Raw genomic sequence first — 24845 nt, forward strand, 5'->3', positions numbered from 1 at the left:
GCTTTGAAAACGCACCGCAACCGCGCTCAGGCAGGCTGCAATGCAGAATCAGCGTAGACGAGATGGCCGCAGGCAGGGTGAATCAGTACAGGTTCTGCTCGGTCAGGCGCTGGACGGCAAGGCGTCGATAGTGTGACGGCGTCATCCCTTTGAGCTGCTGGAAGCGGCGATTGAAGTTGGAAATGTTATTGAATCCCGACTCGAAGCAGATATCCGTCACCGGCTTGTCGCCATCGGCCAGCAGCTCACAGGACTTGCTGATGCGCAGGCGATTGACGAACTCCACGAAGCAGCGGCCAGTGGCCTGTTTGAATACACGAGAGAAATACGTCGGTTTCATGCCCAGGTATTCAGCGACCTCTTCAAGGGGCAATTCGCGCCCATAGTGGGCAAAAATGTAGTCCACCGCCCGGTTGGTGCGCTCAACGCTGTGCTCGTCGGCCATGTGCGACACCGTGGTCCCCGAAAGCAGTTGAAAGTCGTCGCTGGCCGCCAGCAGCTCCAGCAGAATCAGGAAGTGCCCGAGCCGGGTGATACCGCTGGAGTCGGCGATTTTCTGCATCAGCTTCATGGCCTGACGGATCGTGCGCTTGCAGCGGAATTCGATGCCGTACCGGGCGCGCTCCAGCAGCGGGGTCAGGCTCTTGAGTTCGGTAAACACCTGGTTGCCGCTTTCCAGCAGTTCATCGGTGAAATTGACCAGCATGTCGCGCTTGGCCACTACTTCATCTTCCTGAATCTGGCTGATCCAGTTGTGCGGCAGGTTCGGCCCGGTGAGGAACAGGCTGCCGGGGTTGAAGTTGCCAATGTAGTCACCGACGAACACTTTGCCGGAGCTGGCGACGATCAGGTGCAGCTCGTATTCCTTGTGGAAATGCCAGCGCACCAGCGGGCAGGGGAAACCGTGTTCGCGGTAGATGATCGACAGGCCATTGTGATCGTCCATCAATTCGTAGGAAGGGTCTGTGATTCTTGTTGTTCTTGTCATGGTCTGACCGCCTTCAGAAGTTGCCAGTCTGCTAATGTGCCTTAATTGTTCTATTCATGCCCAGTCGTCTAATGCTGTCCGCATCGAAACCGGAGTCATTGCCTGATGAAACAGATCCTTCTGATCGGTATTGGTGCCGGAGATCCTGAACAAATTACAGTGCAGGCCATCAATGCCCTGAACCGCGCCACGGTGTTCTTCCTGCTGGACAAGGGCTATGCCGAGGATGATCTGCTGCGCCTGAGAAAAGACATCTGTCAGCGTTATATCCAGAACGACAACTATCGACTGGTGCAGGTCCGGGACCCGCAGCGCGAAGATGATCCTCAGGGCTATGAGCGCGGCATCGAACATTGGCATGAGCAGCGGGCGGTTCTGTTCGAGCGGCTGATCGGTGATGAACTGAGAGCGGGGGAGGTCGGGGCGTTTCTGGTCTGGGGGGATCCGTCGCTGTACGACAGCACCCTCAGGATTCTCGATCAGGTACTGGCGCGTGGCCGGGAGGTCTTCGAGTATCAGGTGATTCCCGGCATCACCAGCGTTCAGGCGCTGGTAGCACGACATCGGGTGCCGCTGAACCGCATTGGCGAACCGATCCGCATCACCACCGGCAGGCGATTGGCTGCCATGCCCGAGAGTGAACTGGATAATGTGGTCGTGATGCTCGATGCACACTGCACTTTCGAGCGCTTTGTCGGGCAGGGGCTGGATATCTACTGGGGGGCTTATCTGGGCACGCCGGACGAGATCCTGCTGTCCGGCCCGCTCGATCAGGTCTGTGGGCAGATCAGGCGGCTACGGGACGAAGCCCGCAGCCGCAAGGGCTGGATCATGGACACCTATCTGCTGCGCAAAGGTTGAGTCAATCCTTGCGATTCTTCGCCTCGATCCACTGCGCCATGTACTGAGTACTTTTGTGGTGGTGATGGCGCAGCATCGCGCCGGTGAAGTTGGTGAGGCGATGGCGCGGCAAGTCCTGACGCAGGGTTTCGATACGTTCGATCAGGCTCGCGCAGTGTTGCCTGTGCTGAAAGCGCGCCTGAAGGATAGTCCGGCCCGCGGTCTGGGCTTCGGTCCACAAGGTCTGATCCTGATACAGACGCACCGCCGCGCTGGCGATTTCGCTGGCGCTGCGGGCAATTGCGCCAGGCCATGGCAGGTCGCCGCTCATGGCTTCGGCGCCCACGGGCGTCGTTACCGAAGGCGTGCCGCTGAGCATGGCATCCATCAGCTTGCCCTTGATGCCCGCCCCGAAGCGTATCGGTGCCAGGCATATGCGCGCGGCAGACATCACTTGCAGGGCGTCTTCGGCCCAGTTCATGACATGAAAACCCTGCGCCGCGTTATGCAGAGCGGTGGCCTTGGGCGGTGTGTAGGCGCCATAGATATGCAATTGCGCAGTCGGCAACTGTTGGCGAATCAGCGGCCAGATGGCGTTTTTCATCCAGAGCACGGCATCCCAGTTGGGCGCATGCCGGAAGTTGCCGATGCTGAGAAAGTGCGCCCGCTGCTCGAACGGCGTCACGCTGTCCGGTACGCCATCGAGCATCAATGGGCACCAGTGCAGCAGGGATTTCGGCACGCCGAACTGGCCGCTCAGCAGGTCGATCTCCACGTCAGAAACCATCAGGTTGAGGTCGCAGCGATAGAGTGAGGCCACTTCGCGCTGGGCCAGATCGCTGCTGGCGATTCGGGCAAAGAGGCTTGAGTGGTCGATCGCGAAAAAGTCATTCAGATCGTCAGGCTCTGACGATTCATTCAAATGATCCTTGAGAATCTGATGGCGTGTATGGCGCAGGCTCTGAAAGTCGGAAGTTTCCAGTACCCGCAAGGCATTCGGGCAATGCTTTTCAACGCGCCAGCCAAATTGCTCTTCGATGAGAAACTGGTCGAACAGCACGATATCGGGCTGTAGCTCACTGACGAAGGTATCGAAGCTGCTGCTGTTGAGCTCGATATGGACTTCTTCAATCCCCAGGCTTTTCAGGTCGGCCCGGTGTTCACCTTCGGTGGCCGGGCTGGCGAAGGTGATGTGCCAATCCTGTTCGAGAAAACACTGGATCAGTTGCATGACATGGCCGCTGGCCGCGGAGGAACGGGGCTCGGGCCATACATAACCAATGATCAGCAGGCTGGTTTTTACTCGGGGCGGAGTCTGTGCAGGGTGAACGTCATGATTAGCCAAGGATGCTTTTTACCTTGTCGCGCAGGTCATCGATGGAAAACGGCTTGCCAATCGAATGCATGCCATCCGGGACTTCGATGTTTTCCGAATAGCCGCTGGCAAACAGGACCGGCAGTTGCGGGCGCAGTTGCCGGGTTTGTCTGGCCAGCTCCGTACCACGCATGTCAGGCAGGCCCTGATCGGTCATCAGCAAGTCGATGTGAGTGGCCTCGTCCTTGATATGGGCCAGCGCCTCCTGGGCGTCCGACGCTTCAAGTACCTGATACTCCAGTTCTTCAAGCACATCGACGATCAGCATGCGTACGATGCTGTCATCTTCGACCACAAGAATGGTGTTGGCTGCGTCAGGCATGGCGATTTCCTAGAAAATGGTAGTGAAGGCTACGCACTGGCGCAGCCTGCGGGCTTTTGTACGAAAAGTCACTGCGTTTGGATCATGCAGCCGTCAAAAACAGCCTGGTCTGATCGGGACGGGTGATTTCTTGCCCATTCCTTCCATCAGTAAATAAAACACAACCAGAAGTTCCGTCAGAATCGAATCGAATAGCTATCCTTTGCCAGCAGGCTTTATTCGCTTGATGTGGGCGAGCTTATCGCCGATTTATGTGTGAGATTTCAATCCTCTATGTGAGAAAACTGAGTCTTTTTCTTGCCGTTGCGGCAAACTCTAACGTTTTGATATATCGCCAGGGACTTTTCATGATCCGGACGTCTGTCGTCGATGAACAGCGCTTTCGCAAGTTATTGGTTCGTAATGTCAGTCTGCCGCTGGGTGTTGGCGTTTTAAGTGCGTTTTTCTTTGTCTTGCTGATCACCTATCTGCTCTCGGTCATCCAATGGGTCGAGCATACGGATCGGGTCATCAATAGCACCAACCGCTCCATGAAACTCTCCATCGACATGGAGACGGGGATGCGCGGTTTTCTGCTGACCGGCCAGGAAAGCTTTCTTGACCCTTATGAAGTCGCAAGACCTGTGCTCAAGGCAGAGCTGAAAACCCTGGCAGAACTGGTTGCCGATAACGCGACGCAACTGGATCGTTTTCGCCGACTGGCCACCCTGCATGAGGAGTGGGAGCGTTTCGCTCAGGAGATGATCGATCTGCGTCGTCAGAGTGGGGATTATCGGACGGCTACCCAGTCAGGGCGTGGCAAGCGTATTACCGATGAAATCCGCTCCGAGTACGATCAGGCCATTTCCATGGAGCAGCAGTTGCGTCTTGCACGCAATGCCGACGTGACCCGCACGACCATTGCGTCGGTGGTGCTGTACCTGATCTTTGTGCTGACGGTCAGTGGCATCCTCGCTTACTTCGGAAGGCGTGATCTGCTTTCTCTTTCAAATACCTACAGCGCAAACCTCAGTCAGCTCGAAGATAACGCTGAGCGCCTGCAGAAGGTCGCCTGGTTGCGTAATGGTCAGAGCGAACTGGCTGAGCAGGTCCTGGGGCAACTGACTCTCAACACCCTCGGGCTGCATATTCTGCAATTCTTTGCCCAGTACCTGGGCGCGGTTGTTGCGGCTGTTTATGTTCGCCAGGAGCATGGTGGTCTGCAGCGTGTGGCCTCTTACGGCCTTTCCCGAGAGCAGGAGCAGCAGGAGCAGACAATCTTCAGCGGTGAGGGCGTTATCGGTCAGGCCGCGCAGCAGAACCGCATCGTCACGCTCAATGAACTGCCCAGCGATTACTTCAAGTACAGCTCGGGTCTGGGCGAAGGTCTGCCGCGCAGTGTCGTGATCGTGCCCACCACCAATGACGATCAGGTCAATGGTGTGGTCGAACTGGGCTTTCTGCGGGCGCTGACCGACAAGGACACCGAATTCCTGGAGCTGGTGGCAGCGAATGTAGGGACTTCCATCGAAGCGGCGCGTTATCGCCAGCGCTTGCAGGAAGTCCTGACCGAAACCCAGCAGCTCAACGAAGAGTTGCAGGTCCAGCAGGAAGAGTTGCGCACCGCCAACGAAGAACTCGAAGAGCAATCGCGCATCCTCAAGGAATCCCAGGCGCATCTGGAAACCCAGCAGGCCGAGCTTGAGCAGACCAATACCCAACTGGCCGAACAAAGCCAGGCGCTTGAAGACCAGCGCGACATCCTGGACAGCAAGAACGAAGAGCTGAGCCTGGCCCAGGTTGAGTTGCAGGCCCGTGCCGATGAGCTGCAACGTTCCAGCAAGTACAAGTCCGAATTCCTGGCCAACATGTCCCATGAGCTGCGCACGCCGCTCAACAGCTCGCTGATCCTGGCCAAGCTGCTGGCTGAAAACCCGACAGAGAACCTCACCGAAGAGCAGGTGAAGTTTGCCGAGTCGATCTATTCGGCGGGCAATGACCTGCTGAACCTGATCAATGACATTCTGGATATCTCCAAGGTCGAGGCGGGCAAGCTGGAGGTTCGGCCGGAGAACAGCAGTGTGTCGCGTCTGGTGGATGGCCTGCGCGGCCTGTTCCAGCCTTTGGCGACCGACAAGAATCTGGACTTCAGCGTGGAGGTGCAACCTGGAACGCCGACCATGCTGTTCACCGACCGCCAGCGTCTGGAGCAGATCCTCAAGAACCTGCTGTCCAACGCGATCAAGTTCACCGAGAGCGGTTCTGTCAGCATGATCGTCTCCCGCCAACCGGGAGCGGGCATTGTGTTTACCGTGCGCGATTCCGGGATCGGGATTGCCCAGGAGCATCAGCAAAGCATTTTCGAGGCCTTCCGTCAGGCCGACGGCACGACCAACCGTCGTTACGGCGGCACCGGTCTGGGGTTGTCGATTTCCCGCGATCTGGCAGCGTTGCTTGGCGGTTCCATCAGCGTCACCAGCGCGCCGGGGCAGGGCAGTATTTTCTCTCTGGTGCTGCCGGAGCAATACGTCGATCAAGGGCGTGAAGAGGATGCTGGCGAGCGCTCAGCGATCATTTCCTCACCCGTCGTCACGCTGCCGGTTGTGAGCCCGCCCGTTGCCGAGCCTGTGTCGGCAAAACCTCAGCCGACCTTTGCCGATGATCGCCACAAGGCGCCGTTCAGCGGTCGCTGCATTCTGGTCATCGAGGATGAAGTGTCGTTCGCCCAGATTCTTTTCGATCTGGCCCACGAACTGGGATACGACTGTCTGGTCGCCCACGCCGCCGATGACGGCTTCAATCTGGCGGCGCAGTACACTCCCGACGCAATCCTGCTGGACATGCGCCTGCCGGATCACTCCGGGCTGACCGTGCTGCAACGCCTCAAGGAACTGGCGCCTACCCGGCACATCCCGGTGCATGTGATTTCCGTCGAGGATCGTCAGGAGGCCGCCATGCACATGGGGGCCATCGGCTATGCCGTGAAGCCGACCACCCGCGAAGAACTCAAGGATGTATTCGCCAGGCTCGAAGCCAAGCTGACCCAGAAGGTCAAGCGCATCCTGCTGGTCGAGGACGATGCTTTGCAGCGTGACAGCATCGCGCGTCTGATTGGCGACGATGATATCGAGATCACCGCAGTGGGGTTCGCTCAGGAAGCTCTGGATCTGTTGCGCGAGAACATCTACGACTGCATGATCATCGACCTCAAGTTGCCGGACATGCTGGGTAATGAATTGCTCAAGCGCATGTCCACCGAGGACATCCGTGCCTTCCCGCCGGTGATCGTTTACACGGGGCGTAATATGACCCGTGACGAAGAAGCCGAGCTGATGAAGTATTCGCGCTCGATCATCATCAAGGGTGCCCGTTCGCCGGAGCGTCTGCTCGATGAGGTGACGCTGTTTCTGCACAAGATCGAGTCGCAGCTCTCCAACGAGCGCCAGAAAATGCTCAAGACCGCACGCAGCCGTGACAAGGTCTTCGAGGCGCGCAAGATCCTGGTGGTCGATGACGACGTACGCAATATCTTTGCCCTCACCAGCGCTCTGGAGCACAAGGGTGCCGTGGTCGAGATCGCTCGCAACGGCCTTGAGGCAATTGCCAGGCTCAACGAGGTCGAGGATATCGATCTGGTGCTGATGGACGTGATGATGCCGGAAATGGATGGTTACGAAGCGACTGTCGAGATCCGCAAAGACCCGCGCTGGCGCAAGCTGCCGATCATTGCGGTGACTGCCAAGGCGATGAAGGATGACCAGGAGCGTTGCCTGCAAGCGGGCTCCAACGATTACCTGGCCAAGCCGATCGATCTTGACCGGCTATTCTCGCTGATCCGGGTCTGGCTGCCGAAAATGGAACGTATTTGAATGGCAGTGGCCCAACCGATTCACTCTTTCAGGTTTTTTCATGGTTCTTGATCGAAACGCTGATATCGAGCTGCGACTGCTGATTGATGCTATTTACCTGAAGTACAGCTACGACTTTCGGGATTACTCCGGCGCTTCCATCAAGCGTCGGGTCAGTCATGCCTTGCGCCAGTTCGATTGCAGCACCATCTCCGCCTTGCAGGAGCGGGTGCTGCATGACCCGGCGGCCTTCATGCAATTGCTGCAGTTCCTGACCATTCCGGTCAGCGAGATGTTTCGTGATCCTTCGCACTTTCTGGCGATTCGCCAGGAAGTCGTGCCATTGCTCAGAACCTATCCCTCGATAAAGGTCTGGATCGCCGGATGCAGCACAGGGGAGGAGGTTTATTCGATGGCCATCCTGCTGCGCGAAGAGGGTTTGCTGGAGCGCACCATCATTTACGCCACCGATATCAACCCCAACTCGCTGGAAAAGGCCAAGCAGGGGATCTTCCCCATGGAAAGCGTGCGCGCCTATGCCGATAACTACCGCAAGGCCGGTGGTCAGCGCGAGCTCTCGGATTACTACACATCGGCCTATGATTACGCGATATTCGACAAGACCCTGCGTGAAAATGTCACCTTTGCCGATCATAGTCTGGCCACTGACAGCGTGTTTTCCGAAACGCAGCTCATTTCATGCCGTAATGTGCTGATTTACTTCAACAAGAACCTTCAGAACCGAACGTTCGGGCTGTTCCATGAGTCGCTGTGCCATCGCGGGTTCCTGGCGCTGGGCAGCAAGGAGACTCTGGATTTCTCCGCGTACAGCAATGCTTTCGAGACATTGGTGAAGCCGGAACGGATCTACCGGAAAAAATGAAAACGACGTTCAGTGCCGAGTCGCAGAATTGCCCCCTGCCGGCCGTAGATGCCATTGTTGTCGGCGCTTCGGCTGGGGGTGTGGAAGCATTGCTGAAAATATTCAGCTTGCTCAGGCCCGGCTTCCGTCTGCCGATCATTACTGTCCTGCATCTGCCTGAGGAGCGACGCAGCCAGTTGGCCCATGTGTTCCAGAATCGTCTGGAGATACCGGTCAAGGAAGCTGACGACAAGGAGTCGATTGTGCCGGGCACGCTGTATTTTGCGCCCGCCGGTTACCACCTGTCGGTTGAAAACGATCAGAGCTTTTCATTGAGCCAGGAAGAGCGTGTGTTTCATTCTCGGCCCAGCATCGATATCTTGTTCGATTCGGCTGCCGATGCCTTTGGCTCACGCCTTGCGGGCATTTTATTGACCGGTGCCAACAACGATGGCGCGCTCGGATTGGCGCACATCAAGAGATACGGTGGCTTTACCGTGATCCAGGACCCTGATCAGGCCCTGGCACGTACCATGCCGGAGGCGGCTCTGGCGCTTCATTCGCCCGATTACCTTCTGCCTTTGAATGAGATAGGCCAACTGCTGGTCGAGCTGGAACGAATCGCATGCTAAATGAAATCCAGGCAAAACTGCTGATAGTCGACGATTTGCCGGAAAACCTGCTCGCCCTCGAAGCGTTGATAAAGCGCGATGACCGAGAAGTCTACAAGGCTCTTTCGGCAGACGAAGCCTTGTCTCTGCTGCTGCAGCACGAATTCGCCCTGGCCATTCTCGACGTGCAGATGCCCGGTATGAACGGTTTTGAGCTGGCCGAGATGATGCGCAGCACCGAGAAGACCAAGAACATCCCCATCGTGTTTGTCAGTGCGGCAGGGCGTGAGCTCAACTACGCCTTCAAGGGCTATGAAAGCGGCGCAGTGGACTTCCTGCACAAGCCGCTTGATATCCATGCGGTCAAGAGCAAGGTCAATGTGTTCGTCGAGCTTTATCGTCAGCGCAAGGCAGTGAAACTGCAGGTCGAGGCACTGGAGCAGAGTCGTCAGGAGCAGGAGGTGCTGCTCAAGCGCTTGCAGGCGACACAGGGCGAGCTTGAGCATGCGATCCGCATGCGCGATGACTTCATGTCCATCGTTTCCCATGAAGTGCGTACGCCACTCAATGGCCTGATCCTTGAAACCCAGCTGCGCAAGCTGCATCTGGCCAAGGACAACGCTTCGGCTTTCACCATGGAAAAACTGCGTGGCATGGTCGATCGCGACGAGCGCCAGATCCAGAGCCTGATCCGGTTGATCGAAGACATGCTCGATGTGTCCCGTATCCGCACCGGCAAACTGTCGATCCGGCCGAGTGCTTTTGACCTGAGCGAACTGGTCAGCCAGTTGCTGGAGAACTTCTCCGCCCAGATTACTGCGACCGAATCTACCGTGACCCTGTTTGCCGATGACACGGTCATTGGTGTCTGGGACGAATTCCGGATAGAGCAGGTGGTGGCCAACCTGCTGACCAACGCCATGCGCTACGGCGCCCGCAAGCCGATTGAAGTGCGTGTGTACTGTGACAACGGAGAGGCAAGGGTCGAAGTGATCGACCAGGGGATCGGTATTTCCGGGGAAAACCAGAAGCGCATCTTCCAGCAGTTCGAGCGGGTAACGGCCAAGCATGCCGTTGCCGGCCTGGGGCTCGGGTTGTTCATCTCCGAACAGATCGTCCTGGCCCATGGCGGCCGGATTGTCGTGGAAAGCGAAGAGGGCAAGGGCTCGACATTCCGGGTCTGCCTGCCGCTGTAGGAGCGAATTCATTCGCGAGAGGTCGGTACATCCCCAAAAAATGTATCGCCTTCAAATGCTGTCTCGCGAATGAATTCGCTCCTGCAGAGGTTTGCAAATTTTCGGGAAAAATTAGCGCAACCTCTACAGAGCGCCGTGGTCGTATTGGCAGCTATTTACAGAACAAAGGCAGTTCCATGAGCGCTGATGCAGAAAACGTCGTACTAATCGTCGAAGACGAACCCCTGATCTTGATGCTGTTGGCCGACTATCTGTCGGGCGAGGGCTATCGAGTCTTGCAGGCCACAAACGGCGAGCAGGCGTTCGAGATTCTTGCGACAAAGCCCCATCTGGACCTGATGATCACCGACTATCGCCTGCCAGGCGGCTTTTCCGGTGTGATGATTGCCGAGCCGGCAGTCAAACTGCGACCTGAACTCAAAGTGATCTTCATCAGCGGCTATCCGGCGGAAATTCTCGATTGCGACAGCCCGATCACTCGCAAGGCACCGATTCTGGCCAAGCCATTCACCATGGAAACCCTGCATACGCAGATCCAGCGCCTGCTGGCCTGAAACGTCCAGAATGGAGGCTTCAGGCCTCGATCATCTCTCGTACCTTGGATGTCAGGTGATCAAACGCAAAGGGCTTGGTGATCATCTGCATGCCCGTGTCCAGAAACCCCGAGCGTGCCGCCGCATGTTCGGCATAGCCGGTAATGAACAGCACTTTCAGCTCTGGCCTCAGTTGCCGGGCTATTTCCGCCAGTTGCCGACCGTTCATGCCGGGCAGGCCGACGTCACTGATCAGCAAGTCAATGCGTTGATCCGACTCCAGAATCGGCACGGCTCCACGGGCATCGCCGGCTTCTATGAAGGCGTACCCCAGTTCACCGAGCACTGCGCTGACCAAGGCCCGTACGGCTGGATCGTCTTCGACTATAAGTACGGTTTCGCCTTCTTTGGCAAAAAGGGTGTTGCCCTGATAGCTCTGCTCGTTTTCAGGCTGATCGCCCTGGAAGCGCGGCAGGAATAACTGCACTGTCGTACCGCGGCCCATTTCGCTCTTGATGGCGACATGACCATGAGACTGTTTGCTGAAACCATAAATCATCGACAGCCCGAGCCCTGTGCCCTGGCCGATGGGTTTGGTGGTGAAGAACGGGTCAAAGGCACGGCTGACCACGGCTTCCGGCATGCCACAGCCGTTGTCGCTGACACTCAGTACTACATAGTCGCCCGGCAGAAGGTTTTCATGGGCGTTGGTGAACGACTTGTCCAGCCGCTGATTGAAGGTCTCGATCTGCAACTGCCCGCCATCGGGCATGGCGTCCCGTGCATTGAGCACCAGGTTGAGCAGGGCATTTTCCAGCTGGTTGGGGTCGGCCTCGGCGGTCCATAGCTCTGCATGCGGGCGCATGTCCAAGTGAATGCTTTCGTTGAGGCTGCGCTGGATCAATTCGCCCATGGAACTGATCAACTGGTTCATCTCTACGGGCTTTGAGTCCAGCGACTGGCGTCTGGAAAAGGCCAGCAGACGATGGGTGAGAGCGGCTGCACGGTTGGCGGAGGTCACGCCCAGGTCGATCAGGTTGTCGAGGTCCTCGATACGGCCCCGAGCCAGGCGTCGCCTGATCAGCTCAAGGCTGCCGATGATCCCCGTCAGCATATTGTTGAAGTCGTGGGCGATGCCGCCGGTCAACTGGCCGACAGCCTCCATCTTTTGCGACTGACGCAGGATCTCTTCCTTATGGCGCAACTGCGACGTTCGCTCCTCGACCTGTTGTTCAAGGGTTTCGTTGAGGCTTCTGAGCTGGGCTTCGGCCTGCTTGCGCTCAGAAATGTCGGAGGTCACTCCGGATAGTGCGCTGACATGGCCGTTCTTGGCGCGCAGGGCCCGTGCGCGCACATCGACCCAGTTGACCGAGCCGTCGGGCCAGATATCACGGTACTCAATGATGAAATCGACGCCCGTATCCAGGCTGCGCTGCAAGGCCGATTGCATACGGGGCTGATCTTCGGGGTGAACTGCTTCCAGCCAGTCGTCGTAGGTGAAGTTTTCGTGCTCTTCGCGGCCATAGTGGGCTTTACTGATGGCCGAGCAGGTCAGTACCAGAAACCCGGCCTCCAGTTGCCATGAACCGAGCCGACCTGCCTTGAGGGCGTTTTGCAAACGCCTTTCACCCTCCACAAGATCCTCCATGCGTGCCCGAGCCTCGTACTGGCGTCGACGGCCGCGCACGGCCGTGGACACCAGGCTGACCAGAGTGATGGGGTGGAAGGGGCGTTCCAGGAAAGTGACGTTGCCCAACAGGTTGCCCAGACGTGCCGAAGGGTTCTGGTCCGGGCCGCCATGGTGAGTGAGCAACACGATAGGCAGGTCTGACCAGGCGGGCTGGTTGGCCAGAAGGCTCACCAGAGGATCGATATCCGCACCGCGCAGCGCCTCATCGGCAATGATCGCGAGTCCCGCTCCGGCAGCCAGTTCCTGGCCTAGTTCGTTGAGATCGCGGGCTATGGTTGCTCCATAGCCCGCTTCCTCAAGGATCATTACCGCAATCTGACTGTCACGTCCTCTGGGGGCCAGAATGACAGCCCGCTCCGATAACAATCCGCTGACACTCACTCGTCTTCATCCTTGAGCAGTGGCTTGCTTTCGCCAAAGTAATCGGGAGCGCCGCGCAAGACACCCTGAAAGGCTGATAACGGCTCGCCTATTCTCAGGCCGCTCCTGCCAATGCGGTATTCGCGAATCGTCGATTCGTGAGTGCCGGTTCGTTTCTTGATGATGGATATGGCCCTGCGAATCTGGCCGAGCGCTTCAAAGTAGCGCAACAGGATGACGGTATCTGCCAGATAGGTAATATCCACTGGCGTTTGCATATCGCCAACCAGGCCGTGTTGCGCCACGGTCATGAAGGTCGAGGCACCTTGTCGGTTGAGATAAAGCAGAAGTTCATGCATGTGCAGAACCAGTGAGTTCTCTTCCGGCATTGCCGCCTGATAGCCGTTTATGCTGTCGATGACAACGGTCTTGATCTGCTTGTCATCCACGCAGCGGCGCACCCGATGGGAAAACTCCCCCGGAGACAACTCGGCAGCGTCCACCTGCTCGATCATCAGGTTGCCCGTGGCCTGCAAGGCCTTGAGGTCGATGCCTATCTTTTTCATCCGGTCAAACAGCAGGCCCAGTTCTTCGTCGAAGATGAACAGGCCGACCCGCTCGCCACGAGATACGGCCTGTGCGGCGAAGACCAGTGCGATCAACGATTTGCCAGTGCCGGCCGGGCCGAGGATCAGCGTACTTGAGCCGCCGTCCGTACCACCGCCGAGCAAGTCGTCGAGTTCCTTGATGCCGCTGCCCAGTTGCGTGCGGATGTAGTCATTACGGTGTTCGGCCGCGACCAGGCGCGGGAACACATGGATTCCGTCTTCCATGATGGTGAAGTCATGGAAGCCGCCGCGATACTTCTGACCGCGATACTTGACGATCTTGAGGCGTCGCCGCTCTGCGCCATAGTTGGGTGTCAGTTCTTCCAGGCGGATGACGCCGTGGGCGACGCTGTGTACGGTCTTGTCCAGAGACTCCGTAGTCAGGTCGTCGAGCAGAATGACGGTCGCGTCATAGCGAGCGAAGTAATGCTTGATGGACAGAATCTGCCGTCTGTAGCGCAACGAACTCTGCGCCAGCAGGCGAATTTCCGAAAGGCTGTCTATGACTACGCGAGATGGCCTGATGCGCTCCACCACGTCAAAGATCTGCCGTGTTGCTTCCCCCAGCTCAAGGTCGGAGGAGTACAGCAGGCTTTGATGCTGCTCGGTATTGAGCAGGCTTTCCGGAGGCGTCAGCTCGAAAATCTCGATATGTTCATCCAGTTCCCAGCCATGGGAACGTGCTCCCTCACGCAGCTCTCGTTCGGTTTCCGAGAGTGTGATGTAGAGGCAGACTTCACCCGTTTGCGCACCCGCCAGCAAAAACTGCAGCGCTACGGTGGTCTTGCCGGTTCCGGGTTCCCCTTCGAGAAGGAAAACATGATTGCGTGAAAGACCACCCGAAAGGATGTCGTCCAGACCTTCTATGCCGGTTACCGCTTTTGAATTTTCCAAGTATTGCCCTCTTGTTTCCGAATACAGGCAATGAATCTGGACCCCTTGAGGCCTCGACGGTTCATACTTTTTATGTGTCAGGCCATGGAACATGGCCGATTCGCGGTCCGGGAAATGTCACAAAAGTCGTCTTACGGCAGTTGTGAAGGGCTTGGTATAGTCCGGGCCAGTCAAAACAATAATCACCTCTGAGGATGATGCCCGTGTCCGATTACCAAGCCTTTCTCGTCGAACTGACCGATCACATTGCTCATGTGCAGATTAATCGACCAGACAAGGTCAATGCCATGAGCGCTGCCTTCTGGAGTGAAATAATCGAGATATTCCAGTGGGTCGAGGAGAACGATGAGGTGCGTGTCGTCGTTTTGAGTGGTGCGGGCAAACATTTTTCCTCGGGGATCGATCTGGCGCTGCTGGCTTCCATCGCGGGGCAGATGGGCAAGGATGTCGGGCGCAATGCGCGGATGTTGCGGCGCAAGATCCAGCAGATGCAGGCTTCGTTCACTGCGGTGGACAACTGCCGCAAGCCCGTGCTCGCTGCAATTCAGGGCTATTGCCTGGGCGGCGCCATCGACCTGGTTTCCGCGTGCGACATGCGCTACGCCGCAGCCGACGCGCAATTCTCGATCCGTGAAATCGATATGGGGATGGCTGCCGATGTCGGGACCCTGCAACGCCTGCCACGTATCATCGGTGACGGCATGATGCGTGAGCTGGCTTACACCGGGCGCACCGTGGGTGCCGAAGAAGCCCAGCGCATCGGTCTGGTCAACAGTACTTTTGCCGATGCGCCGAGCCTGTTGGAAGGTGTGTTCGCCATCGCCCGTGAAATTGCCACCAAGTCTCCCATTGCAATAGAAGGCACCAAGCAAATGATCGGTTACATGCGCGACCATCGTATTGACGATGGGCTTGAGCACGTTGCCATCTGGAACTCTGCCATGCTGCAATCGGCAGACCTCAAAGTGGCCATGGCGGCGCACATGAGCAAGCAGAAGCCTGTTTTCGACAATTGAGGAGCTAAGATTCTTGCCAGTTACCAGAGGAGTTTTGCCATGACACGCCCGGCGCGCTGGACTACCGCAGTTCTGGATACGCAAGCCACGGGTGGTTGGGCCGTGGTCCATGGCGACGAGGGTTTCCTGCTCGACGGCAATGGCGTCATGTTCCCCAGGGAGTGGCTCAAGCGTCAGGACCTGCCGGTGCAAAGCGAGCATGGGATTGGCCACTTCGATGGCGAGCCGGTCTATGTGCTGGTGCTCGACAGGTCGGTGGAGGTCGAAGGATGCACCTGGCAGGGGCTTCGCCAGTTCATGCTGCAAGGCGATTTTGCTGTCTATCAAAAGCTTGGCTATGCGGCGCAGATCAGCACCTGGGCTCGCGAACATCGATTCTGTGGCGCCTGTGGCCGCCCGACGGTGCAGATTCCGGGCGAGCGGGCCATGTACTGCGAGCATGACAACCTGCGCTTCTATCCGCGTATCTCGCCAAGCATGATCGTGCTGATTACCCGTGGCGATGAAATCCTGCTGGCCCGTTCACCGCGCTTCGTGCCGGGCGTCTACAGCACTCTGGCGGGCTTTGCCGAACCGGGTGAGTCCGCCGAGGACTGCGTGCGTCGGGAGGTGATGGAGGAGGTGCAGATCCGCATCCGCAATATCACTTACATGGGCAGCCAGTGCTGGCCGTTCCCCCACTCGATGATGCTGGGCTTTCATGCCGAATATGAAAGCGGTGAAATCGTGCCGCAGGTCGATGAGATCGAAGATGCGCGCTGGTTCCGTATCGATGACCTGCCGCCTTTGCCGGCCAGCCGTTCCATTGCGCGCTATCTGATCGAGTCGTATCTGGCTCGTCGCTCAGGCGCCCCCGAACCAGTGCTGCCAGGCTAGGCGCACAGTCAGGCCGAGCACGACGGTGATGAACACCGGGCGAATGAACCTGGCACCGCCCTTGATTGCGGTGCCTGCGCCGAAGTAGGCACCGAGCATCACTGACAGCCCCATGCTCAGGCCGATCACGAAGTCTACCTGGCCGGAAAAGATGAACACCGACAAGGCCACGGCATTGCTGACGAAGTTCATGCTGCGCGCCACGCCACTGGCCTTCACCAGATCCACGGGGTACATCATCAAGGTGCTGACAGTCCAGAAGGCTCCGGTGCCGGGACCCGCCACGCCATCATAGAAACCCAGCGTCAGGCCTTGGGGCAGTTGCCATTTCTTCTTGATCGGCGCGTCACTGTCCAGCGGCGCCTTGGGCGTGCCGCCGAACAGCAGGTACAAACCGCAACCGAACACAATCACCGGCAGCATCTGGTTCAGCCATTCGGCAGGCAGGTAATGGGCAATCACCGCGCCGAGTGCCGCACCCACAGCGGTGCCGACCAATGCATGCATCCATTGGCGTGGATGGAAAAGCTTGCGACGGTAGTAGGTAAAGCTGGCCGTGGCCGAGCCGAAGGTCGAACTGAGCTTGTTGGTGCCCAGAACCAGATGCGGCGGCAGGCCGGCTGTCATCAGGGCCGGGGTGGTCAGCAGCCCGCCGCCGCCGGCAATGGCATCGATGAATCCGGCGATGAAGGCAACGGCGATCAGAACAGCGAGGGTAGTAAGGTCGACACTGAGTTCAAAAGGCATGATCGGTACGGCTTATAGGGCAGGGGGGCAGAATGGCTGCCCGAAGGCCGCGCATTCTACTCCCATGTGTACCCAGTGTCAGACAATGGTCGAAGCCTGGCTCTCAAATTTCACCCAGTCCGACCCAGCGCTGTTCACGCGCCGCAAGGCGAATCGCCGCTGCCAGGCGTTCGATCTGCCAGGCCTCTTCAAAATCCGGTCCTCGCTTGCCAAGGCCGCAAACGGCCTGAATCAGAGAATGTACTTCCAGTGCCTTGAGTTCGTTGTAACCCAGTTGATGGCCGGGCGCTGGACAGAAGGCGGCATAGCCTGCCTGGGCCGGGCCTGCGAGTATCCGCTGGAAGCCATCGCGCCCGGTGGCGCCCGAGCGATAAATGCGCAGTTCGTTCAAGCGCTCCTGATCGAAAGCCAGGGTGCCGCGAGTGCCGCTGATTTCAAAGCTCAGGTGATTCTTGTAGCCATGCTTGAGCCAGCTGCTGCTGAAGGTGCCGCGTGCGCCACTGGCAAAGCGCAGCAGGGCGTGGGTCTGATCGTCTACCGCAATCGGGCGCAGCTCGCTGCTGCCGCGAGTGCTCGGGCGCTGGCGATGCACCGTATTCGAGTCGGCGCACACTGCTTCGATATCGCCCAACAGGTAGCGGGCCATGGCCAGCAGATGGCTGCCAAGATCGGCCAGTGCGCCACCGGCATGCTCGGCTTCACAGCGCCAGGACCATGGCGAAGCCGGGTCGCCCATGAAGTCCTCACTGAACTCGCCCTGGAAACTGATGATGTCCCCCAGCTCGCCAGCCTCGATCATCTCTTTTGCCAGGCCGATCATCGGGTTGTGCTGATAGTTGTAACCCACTTGCGTCACGACGCCTGCGGTCTGGGCGCTGCGGCGCATCTCATCGGCCTGGGCAAGGCTGACGGCCAGAGGCTTTTCGCAATACACCGCCTTTCCCGCGGCGATGGCTGCCATGGCCATGGGGAAGTGCAAATGATTGGGTGTGGTGATCGCCACGATCTGAACCTGAGGATCGTCGATCAGTTGCTGCCAGTCGCCATGACTGCGCTCGAACCCCCATGCTTGCGCACACTGCTCGGCACGGGCGCTGTCTGCATCGGCCAGTGCCGCCAGGTGGAGAGGGGCAGGCAGCTCAAAAGTCGCGCTGACATTACGAAATGCAAGGGCATGGGCGCGGCCCATGAAACCGGTGCCGATCAGCCCGATACCCAGTGGCGCAGCGAGAGGGGTTTTCCGCATGACAGTCTCCGTAAAGGATCATTGTTTTCGGAAAATATATTCTACAAATTATAATTATGGAAATTTAATTCTTATCTGGTTCTGTGGGAGCGAATTCATTCGCGAATGAATTCGCTCCTACGCAGACGTCATGGCTGCACTCAGGAAAGAAACCCGCCATCCACATTCAGCGCAACCCCGGTGGTATAGCTCGACGCTTCGCTGGCCAGATACAGCACCGCACCGGCCATTTCACTGGGCGCGGCCACGCGCTTGAGGGGGATCTGGGCCAGTGCCACATTGAGAATGGCGTCGTTCTTGACCAGTGCCGAGGCGAATTTGGTGTCGGTGAGGCCCGGCAGCAGCGCATTGCAGCGGATACCGAACGCCGCGCACTCCTTGGCAAACACCTTGGTCATATTGATGACGGCTGCCTTGGTCACCGAATAGATACCCTGGAATTCGCCTGGAGATACGCCATTGATCGAGGCCACATTGATGATGCTGCCGCCGCCGTTTTCGCGCATCAGCTTGCCGGCTTCCACCGACATGAAGAAGTACCCGCGAATGTTCACGTCCACGGTCTTTTGGAAGGCACCCAGGTCGGTATCCAGCACATTGCAGAACTGCGGGTTGGTGGCGGCATTGTTGACCAGCACGTCCAGACGCCCGAACTGTTGGCGAATCTGCTCGAAGACGCTTTGAATCTGTTCCATCTCGCCAATATGGCAGGCGATGGCCGTCGCCTTGCCACCTTCGGCGATGATTGCATCGGCAACCTGCTGGCAGCCCTCGATCTTGCGGCTGGAGACGATGACATGTGCGCCTTGCTGGGCCAGCAGTCTGGCGATGGCTTCCCCGATGCCGCGACTGGCACCGGAAACAAAGGCGATTTTGCCATCAAGGTCGAATAACTGGGTTCTGGACATGTTGGTTTCCTGTTTCCTGGGTCACTGCACTCAAAGACTGGATTTTTCGATCACTTGCAGGCTCATCCGCTCCAGCAGCAGGTTCATCTGAATGAACTGTGCGAAGCGCTTGTCCCGGGTCTGGCCATGAAAGAACCGGTAGTAGATCTGTTGCACGATGCCGGCCAGACGGAACAGGCCGTAGGTGTAGTAGAAGTCGAAGTTATCGATGCGGATGCCAGAGCGTTCGGCGTAATAATCGACAAACTGCTGGCGGGTCAGCATACCCGGCGCATTGCTGGGCTGACGGCGCATCAACTGTACGGGCGCAGGGTCGTCTGCCTGTATCCAGTAGGCGAGGGTGTTGCCCAGATCCATCAGCGGGTCTCCCAGCGTGGTCAGTTCCCAGTCCAGCACGCCAATGATGCGCATCGGGTTTTCGGGGTCGAGAATCACGTTATCGAAGCGGTAATCGTTGTGTACGATGGCGTGCTGCGGGTGGTCGGAGGGCATTTTTTCCACCAGCCAGTTCCTGACCGTTTCCCAGGCGGGAGCATCAGGGGTCATGGCTTTCTCGTAGCGTTCACTCCAGCCGAGGATCTGCCGTTTGACATAACCCTGAGGCTTGCCCAGGTCAGTCAGGCCGCACGCCTGATAATCGACCCGATGCAACTCCACCAGCTTGTCGATGAAGCTTTTGCACAGTTCCCCGGTCTGTCGGGCATCCAGATTCAGCTCAGGCGGCAGGTCCGAGCGCAGGATGATGCCCTTGACCCGCTCCATGACATAAAAGTCAGAGCCGATCAGGCTTTCATCGGTGCAGTGTGCATAGGCTTTCGGGCAATAGGGAAATGCATCCTTGAGGCCGTTGAGAATACGATACTCACGGCCCATGTCGTGGGCCGACCTGGCTTTTTGCCCGAATGGCGGGCGGCGCAGGACAAACTCCTGTTCGGGATAACGGATCAGGTAGGTGAGATTCGATGCGCCTCCCGGAAACTGGCTGATCTGCGGCAAACCGCTGAGGCCAGGGATCTGTGCTTTCAGGTAGGGATCAATCAGGTGTGCGTCCAGCTCTTCACCGGGACGAATATCCGTGGACTGGTCGGTTAGCGCCATACTTATTCCTGTTTATTATGGTCTGTCAGGATCATTGGCTAATCTAATCGGCAGGCTATTGGCGAACAACCCTTGGCGAGCCTTATAGGCTAGCGTGTTGCCCGCCGATCAGCCGGTTTTATTGCAGACGAAAAAAAACCGAAGCCCTGAAGCTTCGGTTTTTCGTGCATCGTCCTGAGCCAGTCTGCATGACCGGGCGCAGTGGTTTTCATTAAACCGGGAACAGCTCGCTCAGCTTCATGGCCAGCATCATGTCGCCTTCGGCGCGCAGTTTGCCGCCCATGAAAGCCTGCATGCCATCGGTCTCGCCGCTGACGATGCCTTTGAGGGTTTCGCTGTCCATGACCAGAGTCACGTTGGCGTCAGGGTTTTCACCTTCCTGCAGTTCGCAGGTGCTGTCCTTGACGATCAGGGCGTAGTGCTTGTCTTCGTCAGTGATGTTGAAGCCGAAAACCAGGTCCAGGCCCGAAGCAGCGCTTGGGTTGAACTTGGCTTTCATGGTTTGGACAGCTTCGGCTACTGAGGTCATGGTCTTATCCTTTTATGGTTGGTTCTGGCGCCGGTCAGGGCGCGGTTGGCCGGACTCAGCGGTAAGTGATGAGTTCCGGCGCCTTCAGCAGTTGCAGGTGTGTGTAACTGTTGAAGGAAGCCAGGGTCACCTTGCTGCCACTGAATTCCAGCCGGTTCAGCGAGGTGTTGACGATATGCCAGTTAAGCTCGAATGCCTGCCGGGCAGGTACGCCGCTGACAAGATGCAGTAAAGCCGTGATGGTGCCGCCGGAGGTGAACACGGCGATGCGCCCGTGCTTGTCTGCCGCTTCGATGATTCTGTCCAGACCTGCCTTTACGCCAGCGACGAACGCCAGCCAGCTTTGCATGCCCGGTGTGTCGTGTTCGCCGCCGAGCCAGCGGCTGACGATCTGTGCGAACAGGCGCTGGAACTCGGCCGGGTCATGGCCGGCATTGCGCAGGATATTCAAGGCATCGGGTTCATCGGGGAGCATTGCGGGCAGCAGGGCGCGGACGATGCCTTCGGCATCGAATTCATTGAAGGCGCTGTCGATTTCCAGCACAGGCGGCTCAAGACCGGCCTCGGCCAGTTGGGCCAGGGCATTTTGTGCAGTGTCTTTCTGGCGCCGCAGATTGCCGGACAGGCAGCGGTCGAAGCGCAGGCCAAGCTGCGCCAGATGTTCGCCAATTACCTGGGCCTGACGAATACCGACGGGCGACAGGACGTCGTAATCGTCTGCACCGAATGAAGCCTGGCCATGTCGTATCAAATAAATGCTGCCCACGTCCGTGTCGTCTCGGTACGTTGAAGGTCCGGCGAGGTTATGGGGGATGGCCGGGGCCTGTCAACGAAAAAACATACGCTCGTTTGAAATTACCGTTTTAACTATTTGCAACAGGTCGTGTGCTGGTGAACGTCAGAGCGCGTCGGTATGCTTGAGCCATCGAAGCCCTTGACTGGAAAGGGCGCAACGCAAGTGAGGAGTATCTGTGGATTTCGTTGCCGATTACGCAAGTTTTCTGGCCAAGACGGTTACGCTGGTCATTGCCATCGTCGTCGTGCTGGTAGCTATCGCGTCAGCACGTGGAAAAGGTCGTCGCAGGACGGCAGGACAACTTCAGGTCACCAAGCTCAACGAGTTCTATAAAGGCCTGCGCGAGCATCTGGAGCAGGCGCTGCTGGACAAGGATCGCCTCAAGGCCTTGCGCAAGGAGCAGGCCAAGACCCTGAAGAAAGAGAAGAAGCAGGCTGAGCCTGAACAGAAGCCTCGTGTCTTCGTGCTGGATTTCGATGGCGACATCAAGGCTTCGGCCACCGAAAGCATGCGTCATGAAATCACCGCGCTGCTGACCATGGCTACCGACAAGGATGAAGTGGTCCTGCGTCTGGAAAGCGGTGGCGGCATGGTTCACAGCTATGGTCTGGCTTCATCGCAACTGGCGCGTATCCGTCAGGCGGGGATTCCGCTGACCATCTGCATCGACAAGGTCGCGGCCAGCGGCGGCTACATGATGGCTTGTATCGGTAACAAGATCATCAGCGCACCGTTCGCGATTCTCGGCTCCATCGGCGTCGTGGCGCAGTTGCCCAACGTCAACCGGTTGCTGAAAAAGCACGATATCGATTTTGAAGTGCTGACTGCTGGCGAGTACAAGCGCACCCTGACGGTCTTTGGCGAAAACACCGAGAAGGGCCGCGAGAAGTTCCAGCAGGATCTGGACATCACCCATGACCTGTTCAAGGGCTTTGTCGCCAGCTATCGCCCACAGTTGTCCATCGATGAGGTGGCCACCGGTGAAGTCTGGCTGGGTATGGCTGCTCTTGAGAAGCAATTGGTCGATGAGTTGCAGACCAGTGATCAGTACCTGGCCGAGCGGGCCAAGGATGCCGAAGTGTTTCACCTGAATTATGCCCAGCGCAAAAGCCTGCAGGAGCGCGTAGGACTGGCAGCAACATCATCGGTGGATCGGTTGGTTACCGGCTGGTGGAGTCGTCTGACCCAGCAGCGGTTCTGGTGATGCCTTCGCGAATGAGTTCGCTCCCACATACCGTGCAGGAGCGAATTCATTCGCGAAACACTGTCCGTCAGCGACGACGGAACAGCGGCAGAGGCTCGTCGGTTGCAGCCTGGTAGGTCACCGAGAAGTCCTTGAGGCCTTCGAGGGCGTCGTAGGGGTCCTTGTCGGCGCGGACAGCGAAAGCATCGAAACCGCAGCGACGCAGGTAGAACAACTGGTCGCGCAACACATCGCCAATTGCCCGCAACTCACCCTTGTAGCCATAGCGATCACGCAGCAGGCGTGCATTGGAGTAGCTGCGGCCATCGGTGAAGGCCGGGAAGTTCAGGGCAATGACCTGGAACTGATCCACGTGCTCGCCGATTTCCTCGGCTTCTTCATCACTGTCCAGCCATACACCCAGGCCGCCATCGCGGGCCTTGAGTGCGTGGCCATGTTCGCGCCACAACGCCAGCGGCACAATCAGGTCATCGCAGTTGGACAGGCTGTCGAAAGTCGTGTCCTTGGGCAGCAGGTGCCAGGTTTCGTCGATGACTTCGTTGTTCTTAATGATTCGCTGCATAGACGCGCTCCTTGAAAGGGTCAATGCCAATACGCTGGTAAGTGTCGATGAAGCGTTCGTCTTCGGTACGTTTCTCGACGTAGACGTCAATCAGCTTCTCGATCACGTCCGGCATCGCGTCCTGGGCGAAGGACGGGCCGAGGATCTTGCCCAGGCTTGCATCACGGCTGGCGCTGCCGCCGAGTGAAACCTGATAGAACTCTTCGCCTTTCTTGTCCACGCCCAGAATGCCGATGTGGCCGACATGGTGGTGACCGCATGCGTTCATGCAGCCGGAAATGTTCAGGTCCAGCTCGCCGATGTCGAACAGGTAGTCCAGGTCATCGAAACGACGCTGGATGGATTCTGCGATGGGGATCGACTTGGCGTTGGCCAGCGAGCAGAAGTCACCGCCAGGGCAGCAGATGATATCGGTCAGCAGGCCGATGTTCGGCGTGGCGAAACCGCCTTCACGCAACTCGTTCCAGAGGGTGAACAGCTCGGACTGCTCGACGTCGGCCAGAATGATGTTCTGCTCGTGGGAGGTGCGCAGCTGGCCGAAGCTGTAGCGGTCGGCCAGATCGGCAACGGCATCCAGCTGTTTGTCGGTCAGGTCGCCAGGAGCAACACCGGTCGGCTTGAGCGACAGGGTCACGGCAATGTACCCCGGCTTTTTATGGGCCAGGACATTGCGGGTGCGCCAGCGAGCGAAGCCAGGGTGCTGGGCGTCCAGAGCAGCCAGTTCGGCGTGCTGATCGCTGAGGGTTTTGTAATCCGGGTCGACGAAGTGCTTGGCAACACGCTGGACTTCGGCTTCGGTCAGGGTGGTCTGGCCGCCGCGCAGGTGAGCCATTTCGGCCTCGACCTTTTCGGCGAAGACTTCAGGTGTCAGTGCCTTGACCAGAATCTTGATCCGGGCCTTGTACTTGTTGTCGCGACGACCGTAGCGGTTGTAGACCCGCAGGATGGCATCCAGGTAGCTCAACAGATCCTGCCATGGCAGGAACTCGTTGATGAAGGCGCCAACTACCGGCGTACGGCCCAGACCGCCACCGACCAGTACGCGGAAGCCCAGTTCGCCAGCAGCATTGTGTACCGGCTCCAGGCCGATATCGTGTACTTCAATGGCGGCGCGGTCGCTTTTCGAGCCGTTGATCGCGATCTTGAACTTGCGCGGCAGGTAGGCGAATTCCGGGTGGAACGTGGTCCACTGGCGAACGATTTCACACCATGGACGCGGGTCGATCAGCTCGTCGGCGGCAACACCGGCGAACTGGTCGGTGGTCACGTTGCGCAGGCAGTTGCCGCTGGTCTGGATGGCGTGCATCTGCACGGTTGCCAGTTCGGCCAGAATATCCGGCACGTCTTCCAGGGCTGGCCAGTTGAACTGCACGTTCTGGCGGGTGCTGATGTGTGCATAGCCTTTGTCGTAATCACGGGCTATCTTGGCCATCATGCGCGTCTGACGCGACGTCAGTTGGCCGTAAGGTACGGCAACGCGCAGCATCGGCGCGAAACGCTGGACATAAAGACCGTTTTGCAGGCGCAACGGTCGGAATTCTTCTTCGCTCAGTTCCCCCGCCAGGTAGCGTCGGGTCTGGTCACGGAACTGCTTGACGCGGTCCTCGATGATCCGCTGATCGTACTCGTCGTATACGTACATATAGGTCCTGTTCTCAGGCTTCGTAATGAAGCAAGGGCTGCGGCGTCAAACACGACTGCGGTTACACAGCCTCTGTCTTCGCTTGCGAAGCCTTACGCCATCTAGACAATTCTGC

At 58.0% G+C, this 24845-nt stretch carries 22 protein-coding genes; 9 read left to right on the forward strand and 13 right to left on the reverse strand.

Going from position 1 to position 24845, the window contains the following annotated elements; translation table 11 throughout:
• Positions 1–82 precede the first annotated feature (82 nt).
• A complete protein-coding gene (locus Q6A51_RS02135) occupies positions 83–988 on the reverse strand; it encodes an AraC family transcriptional regulator (protein WP_201002016.1) in 906 nt (301 codons plus the stop codon).
• 105 nt (positions 989–1093) lie between these two features.
• Between Q6A51_RS02135 and cobF the strand changes: the two genes are divergently transcribed.
• The gene (cobF, locus tag Q6A51_RS02140; protein ID WP_304574012.1) at positions 1094–1849 is read left to right on the forward strand and encodes a precorrin-6A synthase (deacetylating); all 756 of its coding nucleotides are present in this window, start codon (positions 1094–1096) and stop codon (positions 1847–1849) included.
• Position 1850: 1 nt separating this feature from the next.
• On the opposite strand, the gene Q6A51_RS02145 is transcribed toward cobF, so the two are convergent.
• Positions 1851–3119 carry a glycosyltransferase gene (locus tag Q6A51_RS02145; RefSeq protein ID WP_405046115.1) on the reverse strand — a complete coding sequence of 423 codons (1269 nt, stop codon included), beginning with the start codon at positions 3117–3119 and terminating at the stop codon, positions 1851–1853.
• A 46-nt stretch (positions 3120–3165) separates the two neighbouring features.
• On the reverse strand, positions 3166–3525 hold the full coding sequence (locus tag Q6A51_RS02150) for a response regulator (RefSeq protein WP_201019551.1): 360 nt from the start codon (positions 3523–3525) through the stop codon (positions 3166–3168).
• Positions 3526–3872: 347 nt separating this feature from the next.
• Between Q6A51_RS02150 and Q6A51_RS02155 the strand changes: the two genes are divergently transcribed.
• From Q6A51_RS02155 to Q6A51_RS02175, 5 genes are all read left to right on the forward strand, one after another.
• The gene (locus Q6A51_RS02155) at positions 3873–7373 is read left to right on the forward strand and encodes a response regulator (protein WP_201019552.1); all 3501 of its coding nucleotides are present in this window, start codon (positions 3873–3875) and stop codon (positions 7371–7373) included.
• Positions 7374–7413: 40 nt separating this feature from the next.
• Positions 7414–8235 (forward strand): CheR family methyltransferase, encoded by an 822-nt coding sequence (locus tag Q6A51_RS02160; protein ID WP_201002024.1) that lies wholly within the window; start codon positions 7414–7416, stop codon positions 8233–8235.
• Entirely contained in the window at positions 8232–8846 is a 615-nt protein-coding gene (locus tag Q6A51_RS02165) for a chemotaxis protein CheB (RefSeq protein ID WP_201019553.1), read from the forward strand. Before Q6A51_RS02160 ends, Q6A51_RS02165 begins: the two co-directional genes overlap by 4 nt.
• A complete protein-coding gene (locus Q6A51_RS02170; protein WP_201019554.1) occupies positions 8840–10021 on the forward strand; it encodes a hybrid sensor histidine kinase/response regulator in 1182 nt (393 codons plus the stop codon). The genes Q6A51_RS02165 and Q6A51_RS02170 overlap by 7 nt, the downstream gene beginning before the upstream one ends.
• A gap of 176 nt (positions 10022–10197) precedes the next feature.
• Entirely contained in the window at positions 10198–10575 is a 378-nt protein-coding gene (locus tag Q6A51_RS02175) for a response regulator (RefSeq protein WP_201002030.1), read from the forward strand.
• A gap of 19 nt (positions 10576–10594) precedes the next feature.
• Here Q6A51_RS02175 and Q6A51_RS02180 read toward each other — a convergent pair whose 3' ends face one another.
• Both Q6A51_RS02180 and Q6A51_RS02185 read right to left on the reverse strand, forming a co-directional pair.
• Positions 10595–12625 (reverse strand): hybrid sensor histidine kinase/response regulator, encoded by a 2031-nt coding sequence (locus Q6A51_RS02180; protein ID WP_304574013.1) that lies wholly within the window; start codon positions 12623–12625, stop codon positions 10595–10597.
• On the reverse strand, positions 12622–14106 hold the full coding sequence (locus Q6A51_RS02185; RefSeq protein WP_304574014.1) for an ATPase domain-containing protein: 1485 nt from the start codon (positions 14104–14106) through the stop codon (positions 12622–12624). The genes Q6A51_RS02180 and Q6A51_RS02185 overlap by 4 nt, the downstream gene beginning before the upstream one ends.
• Positions 14107–14309: 203 nt before the next feature.
• Here Q6A51_RS02185 and Q6A51_RS02190 point away from each other — a divergent pair, with 203 nt between their 5' ends.
• Together Q6A51_RS02190 and nudC are read left to right on the forward strand one after the other, a co-directional pair.
• Entirely contained in the window at positions 14310–15122 is an 813-nt protein-coding gene (locus Q6A51_RS02190) for a crotonase/enoyl-CoA hydratase family protein (protein ID WP_304574015.1), read from the forward strand.
• Between the two features lie 39 nt (positions 15123–15161).
• Complete coding sequence (gene nudC, locus Q6A51_RS02195; RefSeq protein WP_201019558.1) at positions 15162–15998, forward strand: NAD(+) diphosphatase; 837 nt, start codon at positions 15162–15164, stop codon at positions 15996–15998.
• Here nudC and Q6A51_RS02200 read toward each other — a convergent pair.
• From Q6A51_RS02200 to Q6A51_RS02225, 6 genes are all read right to left on the reverse strand, one after another.
• Complete coding sequence (locus Q6A51_RS02200) at positions 15966–16745, reverse strand: TSUP family transporter (RefSeq protein ID WP_201019559.1); 780 nt, start codon at positions 16743–16745, stop codon at positions 15966–15968. The two genes, nudC and Q6A51_RS02200, sit on opposite strands and share 33 nt — an antisense overlap.
• 103 nt (positions 16746–16848) lie before the next feature.
• Complete coding sequence (locus tag Q6A51_RS02205; RefSeq protein WP_201002042.1) at positions 16849–17991, reverse strand: Gfo/Idh/MocA family protein; 1143 nt, start codon at positions 17989–17991, stop codon at positions 16849–16851.
• Positions 17992–18131: 140 nt separating this feature from the next.
• Entirely contained in the window at positions 18132–18899 is a 768-nt protein-coding gene (locus Q6A51_RS02210) for an SDR family oxidoreductase (protein ID WP_201002044.1), read from the reverse strand.
• Between the two features lie 30 nt (positions 18900–18929).
• Entirely contained in the window at positions 18930–19997 is a 1068-nt protein-coding gene (locus tag Q6A51_RS02215; RefSeq protein ID WP_304574016.1) for a phosphotransferase family protein, read from the reverse strand.
• Between the two features lie 211 nt (positions 19998–20208).
• On the reverse strand, positions 20209–20526 hold the full coding sequence (locus Q6A51_RS02220) for an SCP2 sterol-binding domain-containing protein (protein WP_201002048.1): 318 nt from the start codon (positions 20524–20526) through the stop codon (positions 20209–20211).
• 55 nt (positions 20527–20581) lie between these two features.
• Positions 20582–21292 (reverse strand): histidine phosphatase family protein, encoded by a 711-nt coding sequence (locus Q6A51_RS02225; protein WP_304574017.1) that lies wholly within the window; start codon positions 21290–21292, stop codon positions 20582–20584.
• A gap of 205 nt (positions 21293–21497) precedes the next feature.
• On the opposite strand from Q6A51_RS02225, the gene sohB reads away from it, so the two are divergent.
• Positions 21498–22526 carry a protease SohB gene (gene sohB / locus Q6A51_RS02230; protein WP_304574018.1) on the forward strand — a complete coding sequence of 343 codons (1029 nt, stop codon included), beginning with the start codon at positions 21498–21500 and terminating at the stop codon, positions 22524–22526.
• 67 nt (positions 22527–22593) lie between these two features.
• Here the strand turns inward: sohB and Q6A51_RS02235 are convergent, their stop codons facing one another.
• Positions 22594–23088 (reverse strand): DUF934 domain-containing protein, encoded by a 495-nt coding sequence (locus tag Q6A51_RS02235; RefSeq protein ID WP_201002053.1) that lies wholly within the window; start codon positions 23086–23088, stop codon positions 22594–22596.
• The gene (locus tag Q6A51_RS02240; RefSeq protein ID WP_201002055.1) at positions 23072–24730 is read right to left on the reverse strand and encodes a nitrite/sulfite reductase; all 1659 of its coding nucleotides are present in this window, start codon (positions 24728–24730) and stop codon (positions 23072–23074) included. Before Q6A51_RS02240 ends, Q6A51_RS02235 begins: the two co-directional genes overlap by 17 nt.
• Between the last annotated feature and the right edge of the window lie 115 nt (positions 24731–24845).

This window comes from Pseudomonas serbiensis, assembly GCF_030580745.1.
Classification (GTDB): Bacteria; Pseudomonadota; Gammaproteobacteria; order Pseudomonadales; family Pseudomonadaceae; genus Aquipseudomonas; species Aquipseudomonas serbiensis.